Here is a 17,169-nt window from a genome sequence, read left to right on the forward strand (position 1 = left end):
ATGGCAAACTGACTTCTCTGGTGGTAGCGTAAAGTTCGCACACTACGTTGACGCGGTGCGTTGGCAAGGCTGAGCTCAACACCTGTAGTTAAGGATGACAAATGAAGATATCAAGCATTCGAATTAAAAATTTTCGCACCATTACAACGGAGCAAGTTTTAAATATTTCTGACGGAATAACCCTGGTGGGGCCTAACAACTCAGGGAAGACAAATGCGTTATTGGCGCTCTACTATTTTTTTACTGGCTACGAAAATAAATATAATTATGAGCCGGAGAGAGATTTGCCATTTGACTCCGGCAACAGTCAAACCAGCTTGACCTGTTTTTTTGAGGTGGATCAATTAGTCGATGCGGAGCTAATTGAGAGACTAAAGAAATTGCGGCAGATGCTGAAGATTCCAAAAGTAGAAACGTCAGATAACTTCTCGATTAATGTGTATTTCAATAGAACTCTTCCCGTTTATCAGGTTTACCCTGGCGCCAAGAAAGCTGATGGGAAATCGCCCCAGTATTCTACGTTGCAAAAAACAATTGTGACTTCCGTGCTTGAATTCTTTCGTTGTTACTATATTCCATCAAATAAATCAATTGCACAGTTGTATGATGAGTTTGTGTCGCCGTTTGTTAAGAAGAAGTTGGCGGAGGCGCTGAGCGACTACGATGACCTTATTCGTGGTAGTATTTCATCTCTCACTGACAGTATGAATCAGGAGTTACTTGTCTGCGGGTTGAGTAAAAAAGATGCGGTTGTGAGCGCAACGCTGGAATATCCGAGAAACTCTTTAGAGCATCTTATTTCAGGTTTTGAGCTTATGGTTAGCGATAGGAGTAAAAGCTCAATTTTTACGAAGGGTATGGGGCTTCAATCTGCGGTTTTGTTGTCGTCGTTTAAGTGGATAACTGAGCAGAGTCCGGATAAATCAATAATCTGGTTGATTGAGGAGCCTGAAACATACATGCATCCATCATTGGCTTATCAGAGTTCAAAGATTTTAGATCAACTTGCAAGTGTGTCTACGGTGATAAAGACAACTCACTCATTGAGCTTTATGCCTCAGTCTGTCCGAAATGTGCAGGGTGTTACTTCGAGTGAGAAAGGTATAGGTACAAGGCTAAGCAGTTATACAACGATGCAGGAGGCCACTGAGAATATCAGGTTGTCACTTGGAGTTAAATTTTCTGATTATTTTGGTTTGACTGATGTAAACGTTTTTGTAGAGGGGAAAACAGATATCACGTATTTGGGGCAGTTAGCTGCTCATTGTGAGTACGCGTACGATACACCGATGCTATTGGCATCCAGCTCAGTCCAGTATCGAGATTTTGGTGGAGTAACAGGGTTGGTAGGCTTTCTCCGCGCCAATTATGAGTTGATACGAAAAGAGGTTGCGGTCGTCTCATTGTTTGACGGGGATGATGCCGGCCTTAAGGGGGTTAGAGAGCTAAACGGATATTTGGGGGGTAAAAATTGCTTTCAAGGCAATATTGACTATGTGGTCATCCCAAATAGAGTTGCGATTGAAGGTCTGTTTCCGGATGAATGGATTCTCGAAGCCCATGCTGACCACCCTAGCTGGTTCGAATTGTTTATTCCTGACGCTGCTGAAGGGATAGGTGAGTTCAAGGTAGATGGGACGCACAAGACGCAGTTCATGAACTATATGCTGAGGCGCGTAGATGCGGTGGAGGACTATGGGTTCTTAGAGAAATTTAAACCCGTCCTGCTCGCTACCGAAAACGCACTCAGAGCCGGAGTGAAAAGATTGTGGCCAAATAGCACTCTCCATCATGCCTGGAGTGATAAGGTTGATTTTTAGCGCAAAGGCGGGATATGGATAAAATCTTAGTTGAGTCTGAGAGTTTTATTTCTCCAGAGTTGGATGTTGTGTTGAGTGCGCGCTCGGTAGTTTCCGATGTATTGCAAAAGGCAGCGCGCGATTTGCTTTTGCGCGCAAGGGAGATTAGTGGAGAACTTAATGTCCCTTGCAATCAAGTCTCGGATGTGGAGAAACAAAGGTTAACGGCCTTGGTGTTATACGTGCGACTCCTGGATGTGTCAGAGTCAATTTATATTCTTTCTATGCTGGGTGCTAGGCAGGAGGTTAAGGCCCTTTTTCGTGTCTTTCTGGATGCTTATTTTTTAGTTGCTAACGCAATAAATGATCAAAGCTTTTTCTTGAGGTACTTTCAAGTAGACAGCGTAGAGCGCCTGAAGTTATTGAAGGTTGCTCGGCATGAATTGCCTAAGGAACTTTTCGATGAGACTGTGGTGGGATTGTTCTCAGATGAATCTTTAAATGACTTGCGCAGTGAGATCGATGAGGGGAGGCTGCAAGCATTTAATTCGTACGAGAATGCGAAGGGCGTAGGCTGTCAAAATATCTATAATTTACGTTATCGTATTTACAGCGCTTCGGTACATACTGGTCCAAGAGCATTTGTGGAATATCTTAGTGAAGAAGATCAGGGCGATGTTGTCAGGGCTGTAAGTAACCGTATCAGTTTCTTAGATGCGGACAGAATAGTTTTTGATACGGGCTTTTATGTTTCGAATGTAATTGCGGGATTGGCGGAGCTTTTTGATTATCCACTTTCTGCTGAATTTAGCGCTTCCATTGAAGAATTTAAGAGGCTGGAGCCTGGCGCGTGAGCTCATCCCTTTTCTGTGTGACGGACGTGTGAGGCCCCCAGCGTAAACACTGGAAGCTCCCCCATGACGTTGGTGAAATGGCGCTGGTGATGAGTACACAGTGTGCGTACACTTGCTGTAGCGGGTTTTGTCTAAAAGGCCCGTGTTCCATGGGGTTTCCGGTTTTGGTGTGGTCTCAAGAGTTCGAATCTCTTCTTCACCGCCACTTTCGCAATATCTAAAGCCCTGAGAACTGAGAAGTTTTCGGGGCTTTTTGCTTTTTAGCTTTCGGCAAGTGTCGAAGAAGTGTCGAAAGCCCGGTTTACTCGTGGAGCGACCAGAGACGGAGCACTTTGACGGTCTGTTCATCCTGCAGCACCTGATAGATCAGGCGATGCTGAATGTTGATACGTTTGGAGTCAGCTCGCCAATACCGCTAAAAGCAGGTGTTCCAGCGATAGGAGAGAGGTTGGACAAAGGGTCACTGAATGTTGACTGAAAGGGGACGCTTGGTGGCGGGGTTAAAGACTTCGTCGCGCAGAACACGAAGGTCTACAGCGTCCTGATTCAGGCGGTGAATCAGTCGAAGCATGTGCTGGCGTAGCACCTCGTCTTGGGTGTTCTCTGCAGCGCGCATTAAAGCGAAGGCGGCGTCCTCGTTGTTGGCTGCGATGGAGTCCAGCGTCTTGCGTACATTGCGAATCAAGGTGAAGCCCTCGTTTTAGAGGACTGCAAGGTACTGGGCGAGTGTTTCTGAAATATTGCAACGCATCGACGAGCGGACGGGTGGGTGCCGGGAAACCTGGCAGCCGTCATGAACCTGCAATGCAGCAGAGCGATAGTAAGCCTGCACTCCACGAAAGTTGGTGCAGCTCATACTTCTATTAAGCAAGGCCAACCCCATGGTTGGTCTTTTTTTTGCCAGTTTTTTGCAACCCAGACCCGCACGCGCAGGTTCTGCCCTTACCCATAGCGCCGAAGATACAGCCACATTGGTTCAGTACCTGCTGACGACGGTGGGCTTGTCATCATTCCTTCGTCGTTCCGTCATATCGCTGCCACCGCGATTGGTTGCAATCGCAGCAAAGGCCGAGAGGATGCTGCGATGCAAATATGCGTGATAGGAGCAGGATACGTAGGCTTGGTGACGGCGACCTGTTTTGCCGAGATGGGCAATCAGGTGGTCTGCGTCGAGCGAGATCCACAGCGCGTCGCGATGCTTGCGCGGGGTGAGGTGCCGATCTATGAGCCTGGCCTGGAGGCGATGCTCAAGGCGCAGTTGGCCGCTGGGCAGCTCAGTTTCACGTCACAGCTGAAGGCCGGTATCCGCCGCGCCGAGGTGATTTTCATTGCGGTGGGCACGCCCAGTGGCGAGGACGGTTCGGCCGATCTGAGTCATGTCCTGGCGGTTGCTGACGAGCTGGGTGAACGACTCGATCATGCCTGCCTGATCGTGGACAAGTCCACGGTGCCGGTGGGCACCGCTGAGCGTGTGGCGCAGCGCATCAACGCCGGTCTGGCGCGTCGGGAACAACGGGCGCGGGTGACCGTGGCGAGCAATCCGGAGTTTCTCAAGGAAGGTTCGGCGGTCGAGGACTTCATGCGCCCCGACCGGGTGATCGTCGGCTGTGACGAGGAACGTGGGCGCGAGCTGCTGCGCCGGCTGTATGCGCCCTTTCTGCGCAATCACGACCGCCTGTTGTGCATGGGCGTGCGCGCCGCTGAGTTCAGCAAGTACGCGGCCAATGCCTTTCTGGCGACCAAGATTTCCTTCATCAACGAGATGGCAGGTATCTGCGCGCGGTTGGGCGTGGATATCGAGGAGGTGCGCCGTGGCATCGGTAGCGACCGACGCATCGGCACGCACTTCATCTATGCCGGCTGCGGATATGGCGGCTCGTGCTTTCCCAAGGACGTGAAGGCGCTGATCCGTACGGCCGAGCACGAAGGCATCGAACCTGGAATTCTGCGTGCAGTCGAGGCGCGTAATGCGCTGCAGAAGACGCTGCTGTTCCAGGCCCTGCGCGAGCATTTCAATGGTCACTTGCAGGGGCGAGTCGTCGCGCTCTGGGGGCTGGCATTCAAGCCCGGTACTGATGATCTGCGTGAGGCGCCCAGCCTGGTGCTGCTCGACGCACTGCTGACCGCCGGCGCCAAGGTGCAGGCCTGCGACCCTGCTGCCACGGCAGCTGTTGCCGCACGCTATCCGGCGGCCGTCGAGGCGGGGCAACTGGTGCTGAGCGAATCCCCCTATGCCGTCGCCCAAGGTGCCGATGCGCTGGTGCTGGTGACGGAGTGGAAGCAGTTCCGTCAGCCGGACTTCCCACGTATTCGCGGTGCGATGCGCATGCCGGTGCTGTTCGACGGGCGCAACATCTATGACGCCGATCAGTTGGCGGAGCTGGGTTTTCTCTATCGAGGCATCGGACGACCCGCAAGCGGCAGTTGTAAGGCCAGCGCGGCTTGATAGACTGGGCGCGCATTCCAACCGTCCCCACTAGGGAGTCCCATGATCAAGAAATGCCTGTTCCCCGCTGCCGGTTACGGCACGCGCTTCCTGCCTGCTACCAAGGCAATGCCCAAGGAAATGTTGCCGGTGGTGAACAAGCCACTGATTCAATACGGGGTTGAAGAGGCACTGGAGGCTGGCCTCAACCAGATCTCCATCGTCACCGGTCGCGGCAAGCGCGCGCTGGAAGACCACTTTGACGTGAGCTATGAGCTCGAACACCAGATCAAGGGCACCGACAAGGAGAAGTACCTGGTTGGCATTCGTCGTCTGATCGACGAGTGCAGCTTCTCCTACACCCGTCAGGTCGAGATGAAAGGCTTGGGCCACGCCATCCTCTGCGGTCAGCCGCTGATCGGTGACGAGCCGTTCGCCGTGGTACTGGCCGACGACCTGTGCCTGAACCTGGAAGGCGATAGCGTGCTGGCGCAGATGGTCAAGCTGTACAACCAGTTCCGCTGCTCCATCGTGGCGATTCAGGAAGTGCCGAAGGACGAAACATACAAATACGGCGTGATCGCTGGCGAGATGATCCGCGATGACATCTACCGCGTCAGCAACATGGTGGAGAAACCCAAGCCCGAAGACGCACCGTCGAACCTGGCGATCATCGGTCGCTACATCCTCACTCCGGACATCTTCGACCTGATTCGCAGCACGCCGCCGGGCAAGGGTGGCGAAATCCAGATTACCGACGCACTGATGCGACAGGCTCAGCAGGGCTGTGTGATGGCGTACAAGTTCAAGGGCCAGCGTTTCGACTGCGGTAGCGCCGAGGGTTATATCGACGCGACCAATTTCTGCTTCGAGCACCTGTACAAGACCGGCAAGGCGTTCTGATACGCCAGCAGGTCAACGAAACGTTGCTTATCAGAACAGCCGTTCTTAGGGGCGCCGCTCCTGCACATTCGATGCATTGATGCTGAAACTGACGCCACCTTCGGGTGGCGTTTCGCATTTCAGGGGATGGGCATTTTCTCCGAGCCGGGGCCGAGTGGCTGACCGTAGCTGAACTCCACGTAGTTGCCGGCCGGGTCGCGCAGGCCGCAGTAGTAACCAACCGGGTAGGGCTCGTCGCGCGGCGGCCAGATCAGGCAGCCGTCGCTTTCGGCCAGGGCCGCGATGCGGTCGACGTCCTCGCGGCTGCTCAGGGCAAAGCCGAAGTGGCTGTAGTCATTGGCCGCCAGGTTCCTGTCCTGGCCGCCAGGCATGATCACGAAGATGAACTGGTGCTCCTTGCCGGGCTCGGCCATCCAGACGATGCGTGTGCCCTTGCCGGGGCGCTCGTGGATCACCTGCATGGCGCAGAATCGCTGATAGAAGGCAATGCAGGCGTCGAGATCCGCGACGTGCAGGGCAAGATGGGTCAGGGTAGGGCGCATGTTCTTCACCTCCGACGTTCAGCTTAGCGCGGGCCTTTACGGTATGCTCCTCGTCTGCCAAGGAGATCCCCCATGAGTTACGACTTCGACTTGTTCGTTATCGGCGCCGGTTCCGGCGGCGTACGTGCGGCGCGCTTCGCTGCTGGTTATGGTGCTCGCGTCGCGGTCGCCGAGAGCCGCTACCTGGGCGGTACCTGCGTCAACGTCGGCTGTGTACCGAAAAAGCTGCTGGTTTACGGCGCGCATTTCGCCGAAGACTTCGAGCAGGCCTCGGGTTTCGGCTGGTCGCTGGGTGAAGCGAACTTCGATTGGGCGACGCTGATCGCCAACAAGAATCGCGAGATCGAGCGCCTCAATGGCATCTACCGCAATCTGTTGACCAACAGCGGCGTCAGCCTGTTCGAAGGTCATGCGCGCATCATCGACGCCCATACGGTCGAAGTGAATGGCCAGCGGCACAGCACCGAACGCATCCTGATCGCCACCGGCGGCTGGCCGCAGATTCCCGATATCCCCGGTCGTGAACACGCCATCAGCTCCAACGAAGCCTTCTTCCTCAAGCAACTGCCCAGGCGCGTATTGGTGGTGGGCGGCGGTTATATCGCCGTAGAGTTCGCCTCGATCTTCCATGGCCTGGGTGCGCAGACTTCGCTGCTCTATCGCGGCGAGCTGTTCCTGCGTGGTTTCGACGGTGCGGTGCGCCAGCACCTGCGCGAGGAGCTGAGCAAGAAGGGCCTGGATTTGCAGTTCAACGCCGATATCGCCAGCATTGAGCGCAAGACCGATGGCAGTCTGGCCGCGACGCTCAAGGACGGCCGCGTGCTGGAGGCCGATTGCGTGTTCTACGCCACTGGTCGCCGGCCGATGCTCGACAACCTGGGCCTGGAAAATGTCGAGGTGAGGCTGGACAAGCGCGGCTACATCGAGGTGGACGATCTGTTCCAGACCTCCACGCCGTCGATTCTCGCCCTTGGCGACGTGATCGGCCGCGTGCAGCTGACGCCGGTGGCGCTGGCCGAGGGCATGGCCGTGGCGCGCCGGCTGTTCAAACCTGACGAGTATCGTCCGCTGGATTACCGCATGATTCCCACCGCCGTGTTCAGCCTGCCGAATATTGGCACCGTTGGCCTGAGTGAAGAGCAGGCCATCGAAGCCGGGCACCAGGTGAAGGTCTTCGAGAGCCGCTTCCGGCCAATGAAGCTGACGCTGACCGAGAACCCGGAGCGTACGCTGATGAAGCTGGTGGTCGATGCCGACAACGACCGTGTGCTCGGTTGTCACATGGTCGGCCCGGAGGCGGGCGAGATCGTTCAGGGCCTGGCTATCGCGCTCAAGGCGGGCGCGACCAAGCAGATCTTCGATGAGACCATCGGCGTACACCCGAGCGCCGCCGAGGAGTTCGTCACCCTGCGTACACCAGTCAGCCGCTGAGAGCAGCATGGAAACGCTTTTCTATGTCGCTGACCTGTTCGGCGTTGCGGTGTTCGCCATCACCGGTGCGCTGATGGCGGGGCGCAAGTCCATGGATCTGTTCGGCGTGCTGGTGATGGCCATCGTCACCGCGTTGGGCGGCGGTACGCTGCGCGACCTGATTCTGGATAACCACCCGGTCAGCTGGATTCGCGATGACACCTATATCCTCGTCGCTTCCCTGGCCGCGCTGGGTACCGTGGCCTGGGTGCGCATGACCCGGCCGATTCACGAGAAAGGTCTGCTGATCGCCGATGCCTTCGGCCTGGCCGTGTTCACCGTTTACGGCACCGAACTGGCTTTGCAGAGCGGCACGCCTATCAGTACTGCGGTGATCATGGGGGTGATGACCGGCGTGGTCGGCGGGGTGATTCGCGACGTGCTGTGCAACGAGATTCCGCTGATCTTCCAGAAGGAAATCTACGCCACGGCCTGCATCGCCGGCGCGCTGACCTTTATCGGCCTGCGCGCTCTGGGCACGCCGCACTGGCTCGACACCGCCGCAGCGATGTTCGTGGTGCTGGCCGCACGTCTGGCGGCGATCCATTGGCACCTGGGCTTACCGCGCTTTCATCTTCTGGACAGGCATTGAGCATGATCGAGAGACTGGACCATCTGGTACTGACGGTGGCGGATATCGACGCCACCGTCGATTTCTATGAGCGCGTGCTGGGCATGCGCCACGAGCGCTTCGGCGCCGGGCGCAGCGCCCTGGTATTCGGCCAGCAGAAATTCAATCTGCATCAGGCCGGGCGTGAGTTCGAGCCCAAGGCGATCAAACCGACACCGGGCGCCATCGATCTGTGCCTGATCACCCTGTGGCCGCTGGAGCGCGTCATGGCTCATCTGGCCGAGCAGGGCGTGACGGTGGAAGAGGGGCCGGTGGCGCGTACCGGTGCCGTCGGCCCCATCGAGTCGGTGTATTTTCGCGATCCGGACGGCAATCTGATCGAAGTGAGCCGTTATCCCGTCTAGAGACGGCTTCTTGCGTGCCGCAGCATCTCGGCATCCGCGTGCTGAGGTGCCGAACTGCACAAAAACGTGCAGCAGCGAAACGGCACCTGCTGAAATATCTTGAACCGCAACGGTTCCAAACGGGTCAGGTTCTATTGCCGAGTCACTCAATTGGTACAGAACTCATGATCAAGAAATGTTTGTTTCCCGCCGCCGGTTACGGCACCCGTTTTCTTCCCGCGACCAAGTCGATGCCCAAGGAAATGCTACCGGTAGTCGACACTCCGTTGATCCAATACGGCGTCGAAGAAGCCCTCCAGGCCGGGCTCAATGAAATCGCCATCGTCACCGGTCGCGGCAAGCGCTCGCTGGAGGATCACTTCGACATCAGCTACGAGCTGGAGCACGAGATCTCCAACACCGGCAAGGAAAAGTCCCTGAGTGGCGTTCGTCATCTGATCGATCAATGCACCTTCTCCTACACCCGCCAGGTGGAGATGAAGGGCCTTGGCCACGCCATTCTGACCGGGCGTTCCCTGATCGGCGATGAGGCCTTCGCCGTGGTGCTGGCCGACGACCTGTGCCTGAACCTCGACGGCGACGGCGTGCTGAGCCAGATGGTCAAACTCTACGAACAGTTCCGCTGCTCCATCGTCGCCATCCAGGAAGTGCCGATGGAGGAGGTGTCACGCTATGGCGTGATCGCCGGTGAGGCGCTGCGCGACGATATCTTCCGCATCGACAGCATGGTGGAGAAGCCCAACCCGGAAGACGCACCCTCAAACCTGGCGATCATCGGCCGCTACATCCTCACGCCCGACATCTTCTCGTTGATCGAACAGACCGAGCCGGGCAAGAGCGGAGAAATCCAGATCACCGATGCACTGATGAAGCAGGCCCAGCAGGGCTGCGTTCTGGCCTACAGGTTCAAGGGTCGCCGCTTCGATTGCGGCTCGGCCGAAGGCTATGTGCAGGCCACCAACTTCTGCTTCGAAAATCGCCACAAGACCCATCCGGTTACTGCCAACCCGCGACTCAAGGCTGTCTGAGCGCTTGGTCAGACGCCGAAGGTGCTCAATGACCAGTGATTGCGTGCCGAGGACGCTGCAGGCAGCGCTGTCGCCGAAGGTGAAAAAAGCCTGAACGACTCGGGGTTGAGCCTGCCTGACTTCAAGTAGGGGCAATAATGCCTCGCGAGTAACTATCAGGAGGTACCAGCAATGGCGACCAGTAAAAATCCGGGTAACTTCGCAAACGATCGTCAAAAAGCATCCGAGGCCGGCCGCAAAGGTGGTCACAACAGCGGTGGCAACTTTGCCAATGACCGCCAGAGAGCGTCCGAAGCCGGTCGCAAGGGTGGCCAGAAGAGCCAGACAACTCGAAGCTCGTGACGACCTGACCAAGGCCCGCGTTTTTGCGGGCCTTGGCGTTTCTGGTTCAGGATCACTGTGTCAGCGTCGCTAGGACTGCCAGCAGGCAACGACAAAGACTCCTCACTGAAACAATCTGAGCGTTTCCGTCTCGGAACGTCTGGCAGGTGCCGTTACCAGCGTGCAATGAGAACCAGGGGAGGGCTGTAGTCTGCTCAGCGCTGGATGCGGTGTGTCGGGGTAGTGCTACCTTTCTTGGACGGCATGATGCGAGTGACCTTTACATCGCTGAATTCGCTGGGCCATTCGAAGGTGTGAAGGGCGCTCAAGTAGAAACGAGCTTGGTAGGGCGTGAGTTGCTCGCGGTCAGATTCGACTTCCACGTTGTGCGACTGGTCATGCAGGGTATAGCTGATCAGATGCAATGGCTTGGCCATCTCATGCCTCCGGTTTTGCTGAATGATGTGAGATAGACCTGCTCAACTCGCTTGCAAGTTCCCGCCACCCGCCGAGTGGTTGCCCGTAGGGTGCGCTGCGTGCACCAGTCCCGGCGCCTTCTGCAGCCAGTGCGTATGGCGCACCCTGTGTCAACGCGTCGTTTGCTCTCGCTAACCGAGCTGCGTGTCGACTGGCTGTTCGTTGCGCTTGCGCAGGTTTTTCGCACGTTTTCCCAGCACCACGTAGGTGACGCTGATCACCAGCAGCGGCAGCAGGTAATAGAGCACACGGTATGCGATGAGAGCGGCGATAAGGCTGGTCTGGCTGTGCTGGTGCTGTAGCAGAGCGAGAAACACGGCCTCCAGCACCCCGAGCCCGGCGGGAACATGCGCCACAACTGCAGCCATGCAACTGATCAGCAGTACACCAAGCACCGAGGCATAGGTGGCACCTTCCGGTAACAGCCAATAGATCAGGGTGGCCATCAACGACCAGTTGCTTGCGCCGAGGCATAGCTGCAGTAACACGATGCGCAACGAGGGCAGGGTGACGTAGCGCTCGCGAAAGCGCCAAACGCGCTGTCTGGAAAACGCGCAGATGCCCACATAGGCGCTAACCAGCCCAAGAAAGGCAAAACCCAGCAACTGCAAGCTGTTCATGCCCAATGTCCAGTTGTCCGGCAGTTCGACCAGGCGCAGAGAGAAAATCACTCCGGCCAGTGCCATGCAGCTGGTCCAGTTGGTCAGAAAGCTGAGGCTGAGGATGCGCGTCACCGTCGAGGCGCTCAGGCCGAGGTGCGTGTATAACCGGTAGCGCATCGCCAAACTGCCCATCCAGGTAGCGAAATTGATAGTGAAGGCGTGGCAAAGCATCGCCACCAGAAGCACTTGGTGCGCAGGCAGGTGATGGCGACTGTACGTTCGGCCGAGCAGGTCGTAGCCGCCTGACACCAGATAGCTGGCGAGCGTGATCAGCGTCCCCAGCAACAGGATCTGCGGGCTGTAAGCATTCAGCGCCTGGCGCACTTCCCCCCAGTCCAGATTGCGCAGCGATGTATACAGCAGCGTGGATATGGCTAGAAGAAGCAACAAGGTGAATGCGCGTTTACCCCAGCGCATCCAGGGGGTGTTCAAAGCGCCATTCATCCTGTCTTTTCCTCTCGATTACCGCCTGCCTTGTCGGCGGGTTCCAGCGGTTTCAGGTTCTTGCGGTGTGCCGGCAGCCGGCGAGGGTTGAAAAGTGAATGCCCAGGGTCGCTTGCGGACGAAGTCATCACTTGATACGTATATGCCAAGGTGCCTGTGCATACGGATGACGCGCTGAAAGTACGCACGATGTGATCGACCGTTGAGATGACGGGGCGTTGCAAATAAAGGTTCGACCTGTTTTGCAGCGTTATCGCTTCATAAATAATGTTCACCTTTCACGTAAAATTGAATTAGCCAAGCCATTGTCTTCAAAGCGGAATGTGCATTCTGGCGTTCACTGCAAGTACTCATTTCGCCGCGCTGAATATCTCCTCCGATGCCGTCATAAGGGGCAAAATAAATGATCGAGCTTGTGCTGCCAGATAGAGTCTGCGCTTTTAGCCGTCACCATTCTGGTTGGTCGTGAACATTGCAATGAAAAGCATGCTCGTTGTGAGCAAGGCTTATATGCATATCGACAACCACCCGTTAAATCGCTTGGGTAACCACTGGTATCGGTATGGTCAGTTAGAAAGAGTGGTTGGGCTTGATCACGTCAATCGTCATGTTGCCGGGTATGTCGTTGCCGACCTTATGGGCGAGGTCACGGTAAATGTCCTTGCAGGTCAGAATCGAGCGACTGAACTCGGAGGACGCATCGAGGTTAGCGACGGACTGCTCGCCCGGGGCACAACCCTGGCAGAGAGGCTCAACCAACGCCTCGCTTTGTACCTGATAGCAGTTCGCGTCGATCTCCTGTGACGAGCGTTGCATGGCCTGAGCGCCGGGCTGCGATACTGGAAGCATCACCGCCAGCGCAGGGGGCTGAAAAGGCTGCCAGATCAGCAACACTACCAGGCAGGTCGAGCCAGCCACGTAGGGCCATTGCCTTCTGATCCTTACCAGCAGCTCTTCAGGCTTGTGACAGGCCAACTCTGAGTCGTTGCCTCTGTACATTTGCGCACTTCCTCATTTCTTGGTGAGTTCTCTCATGGCCCATAAGCGAGAGAGACGCGTACGGAAGAGCGGTTCACGCGAGTAGGTAGGTAACTGTGTGATGCTGCAGTGCTTGACCGCTGCATTGACCGACTCCGCATCTTCATCCAGCGTCATGTCGAAATGAATCAGGCGAATGAACTCCTGCGTCGAGCAACTGGCATCGAGTACACGTACCAACCGGCGCTGTTCATCGGCAACGGTCAGTACGACGCTGCCGTCCGGCCTGGGGGTCATGGCAACTTCGTAATCAGCTAGTGCTGACCTGATACTTTCCAAGTCATGTTTCATCGGACTCTCCTTAATAGCGCCCTTGAAACATAACGGCGTATCCAGTGCATACCAACAGTTGGGACGATTGGTAAAAAAAAATTCCAAAGTGACATCATGTACTGAAGTTATACAGAATGGTTGTGGAGGCGGTGATCAGGGAGAGGAATTGTCGCTAACCAATTGCCGCGATCAGTGTTTTATTTTTTGGCCATGGCATGTTGCATCAGAAAAAATATTCACTGTTCCACACCGACAGAAAAAATACTTTGAACCAAACTCATGGCGCAGTTTCGTGGGGCAGGAGTATGCCCACATAAACGTGGATACGGCCTGGAGAAGCTTCACCATAGATCGGACGAATACGCGCCTTGCGTAACAAGCAACGGATACGGCTTGCCGTCGAGCAGGTGTTCGCAGAGCAGTTGTCGCCACGGTTTCGTCAGCAGCTGCAGGAACACGGCAGCCTCAGCGTCGACTTCGAAAGCCGTGCCAGGGCGAGAATGTGGAGGAGGGCTCCTATCAGGTATTACGCCGTGTCTCGGCATTGCCCACGTTATGCCTTAAGATAACGGGTTACCGAAAGAACCGTCATGGCCATAGCCATGAAGGGCTTTCATCCTTACAGATAAGTACGGTGAAGATGAACAAGCCTTTCATTTCGCTGTGCCCGGAAATTACTCGGGCACATGCGCTGACATTGATGGATTGGTTGGAGGATGAGCGCGTGACTCGCTATCTGAGCGATTCGCGCGATGTCTGCAGGTCCATCGAGCAAGCCATTGATCGGACGCAATTGCCGATCCTGACCCATCTGTTCAACCGGGGCGGTCGATTTTTCATGGCCTACGATCGTTATGACGCCCCTGTGGGCTTTGTTCGCCTGATCAAGACCGGCTCAGATTGCGAGATAGTCCTGGCCATTGGAGACAGCGACAAATGGGGGCGAAACCTTGGCGCAGGCACGATCCGCGAAGGCATGAAGCTGGCCTTCCTCGACATGCGGGCCGGGAAACTCATCGCCAAGATCCACCCGGACAACACGCGCTCGCTGAAAGCTTTTCTGCGCTGTGGCTTTCTGCTCGAGAGCGAAACACCGACGTTGAAAACATTTTCAATGTCGGTGGGGCGCTATCTGCAGTTCTTGCGTGAAGATGCTGTGGGCGACTCAGGTGGGATCTACATCACTGAGGTCGACAAGGCCAGGCTAGAAAGCCTGATCGCGTTCGAGGAAGGTCCGGCCGTTGTTGAGCTCGAGCATGAGCTTGAGCGAGCCATTGTCGTCAAGCCGCATCAGGTGGCGTGCGATGTCGTCACGATGAACTCCAGAGCCTTGCTGCAACTGGACGACGAAGAGATCGAAGTCGCCTTGGTCTATCCAGAAGACGCTGACAGCAGCGCCGGCAAGTATTCCGTGTGCTCCGACATCGGCGCGGCCATCCTCGGTTATCAGGAAGGAGACGCCATCGACTGGCGGATTTCCGATCGGACCCGCCGAATCGAGATCCGGAAAGTGCTTTACCAGCCAGAGGCTGCGGGCGATTTCCACCTGTAATTGCTAGCGTTCGCTCATCAGGCGCGCAGGCCCTGGTAGGACGGGGCCTCGATTTACGATCCTGATGCGGGTTGCGCTGCCTTGCGGCGCAAGGGATGAAGCACGACTAAGTCATTCTGGATTCTCAAGCAGCGCCTTAAAGAGGATTGGCCTTGGGCCGTTGAAAGCTTGCCCGATCAAGAAGGGGCATCTGCTTTAATACATCATTTAACATAATATACATTATGCGAAGCTATGGCTTGTCCAATGTAGGGCTCTTTGCGCCCGATTTGGCCAGACTGAATCACCCACTTTGGCTCCCAGGCACTTGAAACACCGGGCTTCATCGTTCCCATGATCCATGTGCTCTCATGGGTATTGAGACCTTCACGCCTGGTCACTCTCAACCGCATCTGCAGCCAGCGATGAATTCCCGAGACACCATATGGGTTCGTTTCGAGTCAGCGTCTGCACGACACGACAGATCATATGGGTTGGTTGTACGTAGATCGCGACTCCATGGATCGACACGTGATTTATTCGGCTGACTCGGCCGCGCCTCCGTAACCAGGCTGAGCACCTTATCGTCATTCTCTTGACCCGCGCGTCGGCTCAAACAATACTGTATCTATATACAGCATTTGGTTATTTTCCCATGCCATCCGTGGTCGCGCTTGACCGGTTGATCGACGCTCGTCGTGTATGGCGAGGTCAGGTCGTTTCATCGCCATCAGGTGCCAATTTCTCAACTGGACACCATTTTCTCGACGCCGTACTGCCAGGTGGCGGCTGGCCTAAGGCTGCACTCAGTGAAATTCTCACGGCGGCGCCTGGCATCGGCGAGTTGAGCCTGCTGTGGCCGAGCCTTGCCAGCCTGACGGTTTCAGGCGAACGGGTGGTGCTGATCTCCCCTCCTCATCTGCCCTACCCTCAGGCCTGGATTCATGCCGGTGTCGATTTACGCCAACTGAGCATCATCCAGGCAGATGGTCGCGATGCCCTGTGGGCTGCCGAACAATGTTTGCGCTCAGGGAGTTGTGGTGCAGTGTTGAGCTGGTTGCGTCAGGCCGATGATCGATCGCTGAGACGTCTGCAAGTAGCGGCTGCTACTGGACAAACCCTGGCTTTCGCCTATCGGCCGCAGGTAGAAGCGAGCAATCCTTCACCGGCAGCACTACGACTGGTGCTCGACAGCCAGCCGGCGCAGCTGCGGGTGATCAAGTGTCGGGGTGGTCTACCACCCGCGCAGCCGCTCGCGTTTGCCTGGCATTGAGCCTGCCATGCTCTGGGCTTGCATCTTGTTACCGCAACTGGCCATGGACGGCGTGCAGCGCCACCGCGCCAATCCCAGCGAGCCGTTGGTGCTGCTTACCGGCTCGCCACAACGGCGCGTTCTACAGGCGGTCAACCCGGCAGCCCGAGCCCTGGGACTGAAGCCCGGCCAGTCACTGACTGCAGCGCAGACGCTGATACGTGGTTTTGCCACGGCAGAATACGATCTTGCGGCCATCGAGCGCTGGCAGCAGTTTCTGGCTGCCTGGGCCTATGGGTTCAGTGCCCAGGTCAGCCTGCACTATCCGCGCTGCCTGCTGCTGGAAGTGCAGTCCAGTCTGGGGCTGTTCGGCCCCTGGCCGCGTTTCGAAGCACGCCTGCGCGCCGAGCTTTCGGCGCTGGCCTTCCAGCACCGCATTGCCGTCGCGCCGAATCCGGCAGCGGCCCGAGTGCTGGTCAATGTCGGTGATGGGTTGATGGCAAGTGATGAGCGGATGCTCAAGCAGATGCTCGATCCCTTGCCAGTGGATCGTCTCGGGCTATCCGCTACGGTAACCATGGCCTTCAATCGCATGGGGCTAAGGCAGTTGCGGCAATTGTTGGCTCTACCGCGTGACAGCTTGGCCAAGCGTTTTCCTGCCGAAGTGCTACGTCATCTCGATACCCTGTCTGGCCAACGCCCGTTAGCGCTGGATTTCTTCATGCCTGCGGATGTTTTCGATACTCGTATCGAGCTGAATTTCGAAGTGGAATCGCATCAGGCACTGCTGTTCCCGTTGCGCCGGCTGACAGCCGATCTGGCCGCTTACCTGGCCTGTCGTGACAGTGGCGTGCAGCGTTTCACCCTGCATCTGGAACACCGCGCGGGTGCCGATACGCTGATACAGGTGGGCCTGCTCAGCGCCGAGCGTGATCCCGGCATGCTGTTCGAGCTGACACGCGGCCGTCTGGAGCATCAGCAGCTACCAGCGCCGGTGCTGGCCGTGCGACTGGAGGCGCGTGAAATGCCGGCCTTTGCGCCGCAGCATCAGCAACTGTTCGACGAGCGTCCACAGCAGAACCAGCCCTGGGAGCAATTACGTGAGCGGCTAAGGGCGCGCCTCGGTGATGACGCCCTGTATGGTCTCGGTGCCAGAGCCGATCACCGTCCTGAGC

General features: G+C 56.5%; 16 protein-coding genes, 1 tRNA gene and 3 pseudogenes. 13 read left to right on the top strand and 7 right to left on the bottom strand.

Translation table 11 applies throughout. The features are described from left to right. Positions 1-101: 101 nt before the first annotated feature. The 3 genes from H3221_RS19645 (at position 102) to H3221_RS19655 (ending at position 2,858) form a co-directional block, all read left to right on the top strand. On the top strand, positions 102-1,820 hold the full coding sequence (locus tag H3221_RS19645) for an ATP-dependent nuclease (protein WP_196474798.1): 1,719 nt from the start codon (positions 102-104) through the stop codon (positions 1,818-1,820). 14 nt (positions 1,821-1,834) lie between these two features. After that, positions 1,835-2,653 (top strand): DUF5677 domain-containing protein, encoded by an 819-nt coding sequence (locus tag H3221_RS19650; protein ID WP_196474797.1) that lies wholly within the window; start codon positions 1,835-1,837, stop codon positions 2,651-2,653. 71 nt (positions 2,654-2,724) lie between these two features. Beyond that, positions 2,725-2,858, top strand: a tRNA-OTHER gene (locus tag H3221_RS19655). Between the two features lie 96 nt (positions 2,859-2,954). Here H3221_RS19655 and H3221_RS25655 read toward each other — a convergent pair. Then, a pseudogene (locus H3221_RS25655) lies at positions 2,955-3,056 on the bottom strand (Txe/YoeB family addiction module toxin); the annotation flags it as partial. Between the two features lie 57 nt (positions 3,057-3,113). After that, a complete protein-coding gene (locus tag H3221_RS19660) occupies positions 3,114-3,338 on the bottom strand; it encodes a hypothetical protein (protein ID WP_196474796.1) in 225 nt (74 codons plus the stop codon). 399 nt (positions 3,339-3,737) lie between these two features. Between H3221_RS19660 and H3221_RS19665 the strand changes: the two genes are divergently transcribed. Next, entirely contained in the window at positions 3,738-5,099 is a 1,362-nt protein-coding gene (locus H3221_RS19665) for a UDP-glucose dehydrogenase family protein (RefSeq protein ID WP_196474795.1), read from the top strand. A 42-nt stretch (positions 5,100-5,141) separates the two neighbouring features. After that, on the top strand, positions 5,142-5,981 hold the full coding sequence (gene galU, locus H3221_RS19670; protein ID WP_192980816.1) for a UTP--glucose-1-phosphate uridylyltransferase GalU: 840 nt from the start codon (positions 5,142-5,144) through the stop codon (positions 5,979-5,981). Positions 5,982-6,100: 119 nt separating this feature from the next. On the opposite strand, the gene H3221_RS19675 is transcribed toward galU (H3221_RS19670), so the two are convergent. Next, complete coding sequence (locus H3221_RS19675) at positions 6,101-6,523, bottom strand: VOC family protein (RefSeq protein WP_196474794.1); 423 nt, start codon at positions 6,521-6,523, stop codon at positions 6,101-6,103. A 72-nt stretch (positions 6,524-6,595) separates the two neighbouring features. On the opposite strand from H3221_RS19675, the gene gorA reads away from it, so the two are divergent. The 5 genes and pseudogenes from gorA to H3221_RS19700 form a co-directional block, all read left to right on the top strand. Further along, a complete protein-coding gene (gorA, locus tag H3221_RS19680; RefSeq protein WP_196474793.1) occupies positions 6,596-7,954 on the top strand; it encodes a glutathione-disulfide reductase in 1,359 nt (452 codons plus the stop codon). A 7-nt stretch (positions 7,955-7,961) separates the two neighbouring features. Continuing rightward, positions 7,962-8,585 (top strand): trimeric intracellular cation channel family protein, encoded by a 624-nt coding sequence (locus H3221_RS19685; protein WP_192980813.1) that lies wholly within the window; start codon positions 7,962-7,964, stop codon positions 8,583-8,585. A 2-nt stretch (positions 8,586-8,587) separates the two neighbouring features. Further along, positions 8,588-8,968, top strand: a complete 381-nt coding sequence (locus tag H3221_RS19690; RefSeq protein WP_196474792.1) for a VOC family protein — start codon at positions 8,588-8,590, stop codon at positions 8,966-8,968. Positions 8,969-9,132: 164 nt separating this feature from the next. After that, a complete protein-coding gene (gene galU / locus H3221_RS19695) occupies positions 9,133-9,996 on the top strand; it encodes a UTP--glucose-1-phosphate uridylyltransferase GalU (RefSeq protein WP_196474791.1) in 864 nt (287 codons plus the stop codon). Between the two features lie 192 nt (positions 9,997-10,188). Then, positions 10,189-10,338 (top strand): annotated as a pseudogene (locus H3221_RS19700) (general stress protein); the annotation flags it as partial. Positions 10,339-10,532: 194 nt separating this feature from the next. Here H3221_RS19700 and H3221_RS19705 read toward each other — a convergent pair. The 4 genes from H3221_RS19705 to H3221_RS19720 all read right to left on the bottom strand — a co-directional run bounded on the left by H3221_RS19705 (position 10,533) and on the right by H3221_RS19720 (position 13,229). Beyond that, entirely contained in the window at positions 10,533-10,754 is a 222-nt protein-coding gene (locus tag H3221_RS19705) for a hypothetical protein (protein WP_196474790.1), read from the bottom strand. Positions 10,755-10,925: 171 nt separating this feature from the next. Further along, a complete protein-coding gene (locus H3221_RS19710) occupies positions 10,926-11,900 on the bottom strand; it encodes a lysylphosphatidylglycerol synthase domain-containing protein (RefSeq protein WP_196474789.1) in 975 nt (324 codons plus the stop codon). A 570-nt stretch (positions 11,901-12,470) separates the two neighbouring features. Then, positions 12,471-12,875, bottom strand: coding sequence for a hypothetical protein (locus H3221_RS19715; RefSeq protein WP_224490692.1), 405 nt, complete (start codon positions 12,873-12,875; stop codon positions 12,471-12,473). A 36-nt stretch (positions 12,876-12,911) separates the two neighbouring features. Then, complete coding sequence (locus H3221_RS19720) at positions 12,912-13,229, bottom strand: DUF3509 domain-containing protein (RefSeq protein WP_196474788.1); 318 nt, start codon at positions 13,227-13,229, stop codon at positions 12,912-12,914. 572 nt (positions 13,230-13,801) lie between these two features. Between H3221_RS19720 and H3221_RS19725 the strand changes: the two are divergent. The 3 genes and pseudogenes from H3221_RS19725 to H3221_RS19735 all read left to right on the top strand — a co-directional run. Then, positions 13,802-14,763 (top strand): annotated as a pseudogene (locus tag H3221_RS19725) (GNAT family N-acetyltransferase). A gap of 634 nt (positions 14,764-15,397) precedes the next feature. Then, the gene (gene imuA, locus H3221_RS19730) at positions 15,398-16,015 is read left to right on the top strand and encodes a translesion DNA synthesis-associated protein ImuA (protein WP_196474922.1); all 618 of its coding nucleotides are present in this window, start codon (positions 15,398-15,400) and stop codon (positions 16,013-16,015) included. Between the two features lie 7 nt (positions 16,016-16,022). Continuing rightward, a partial coding sequence (locus tag H3221_RS19735; RefSeq protein ID WP_224490694.1) for a Y-family DNA polymerase occupies positions 16,023-17,169 on the top strand: 1,147 nt, incomplete at its 3' end.

Origin of the sequence: Pseudomonas chaetocerotis, from assembly GCF_015712105.2 — a bacterium.
Taxonomy (GTDB): domain Bacteria; phylum Pseudomonadota; class Gammaproteobacteria; order Pseudomonadales; family Pseudomonadaceae; genus Aquipseudomonas; species Aquipseudomonas chaetocerotis.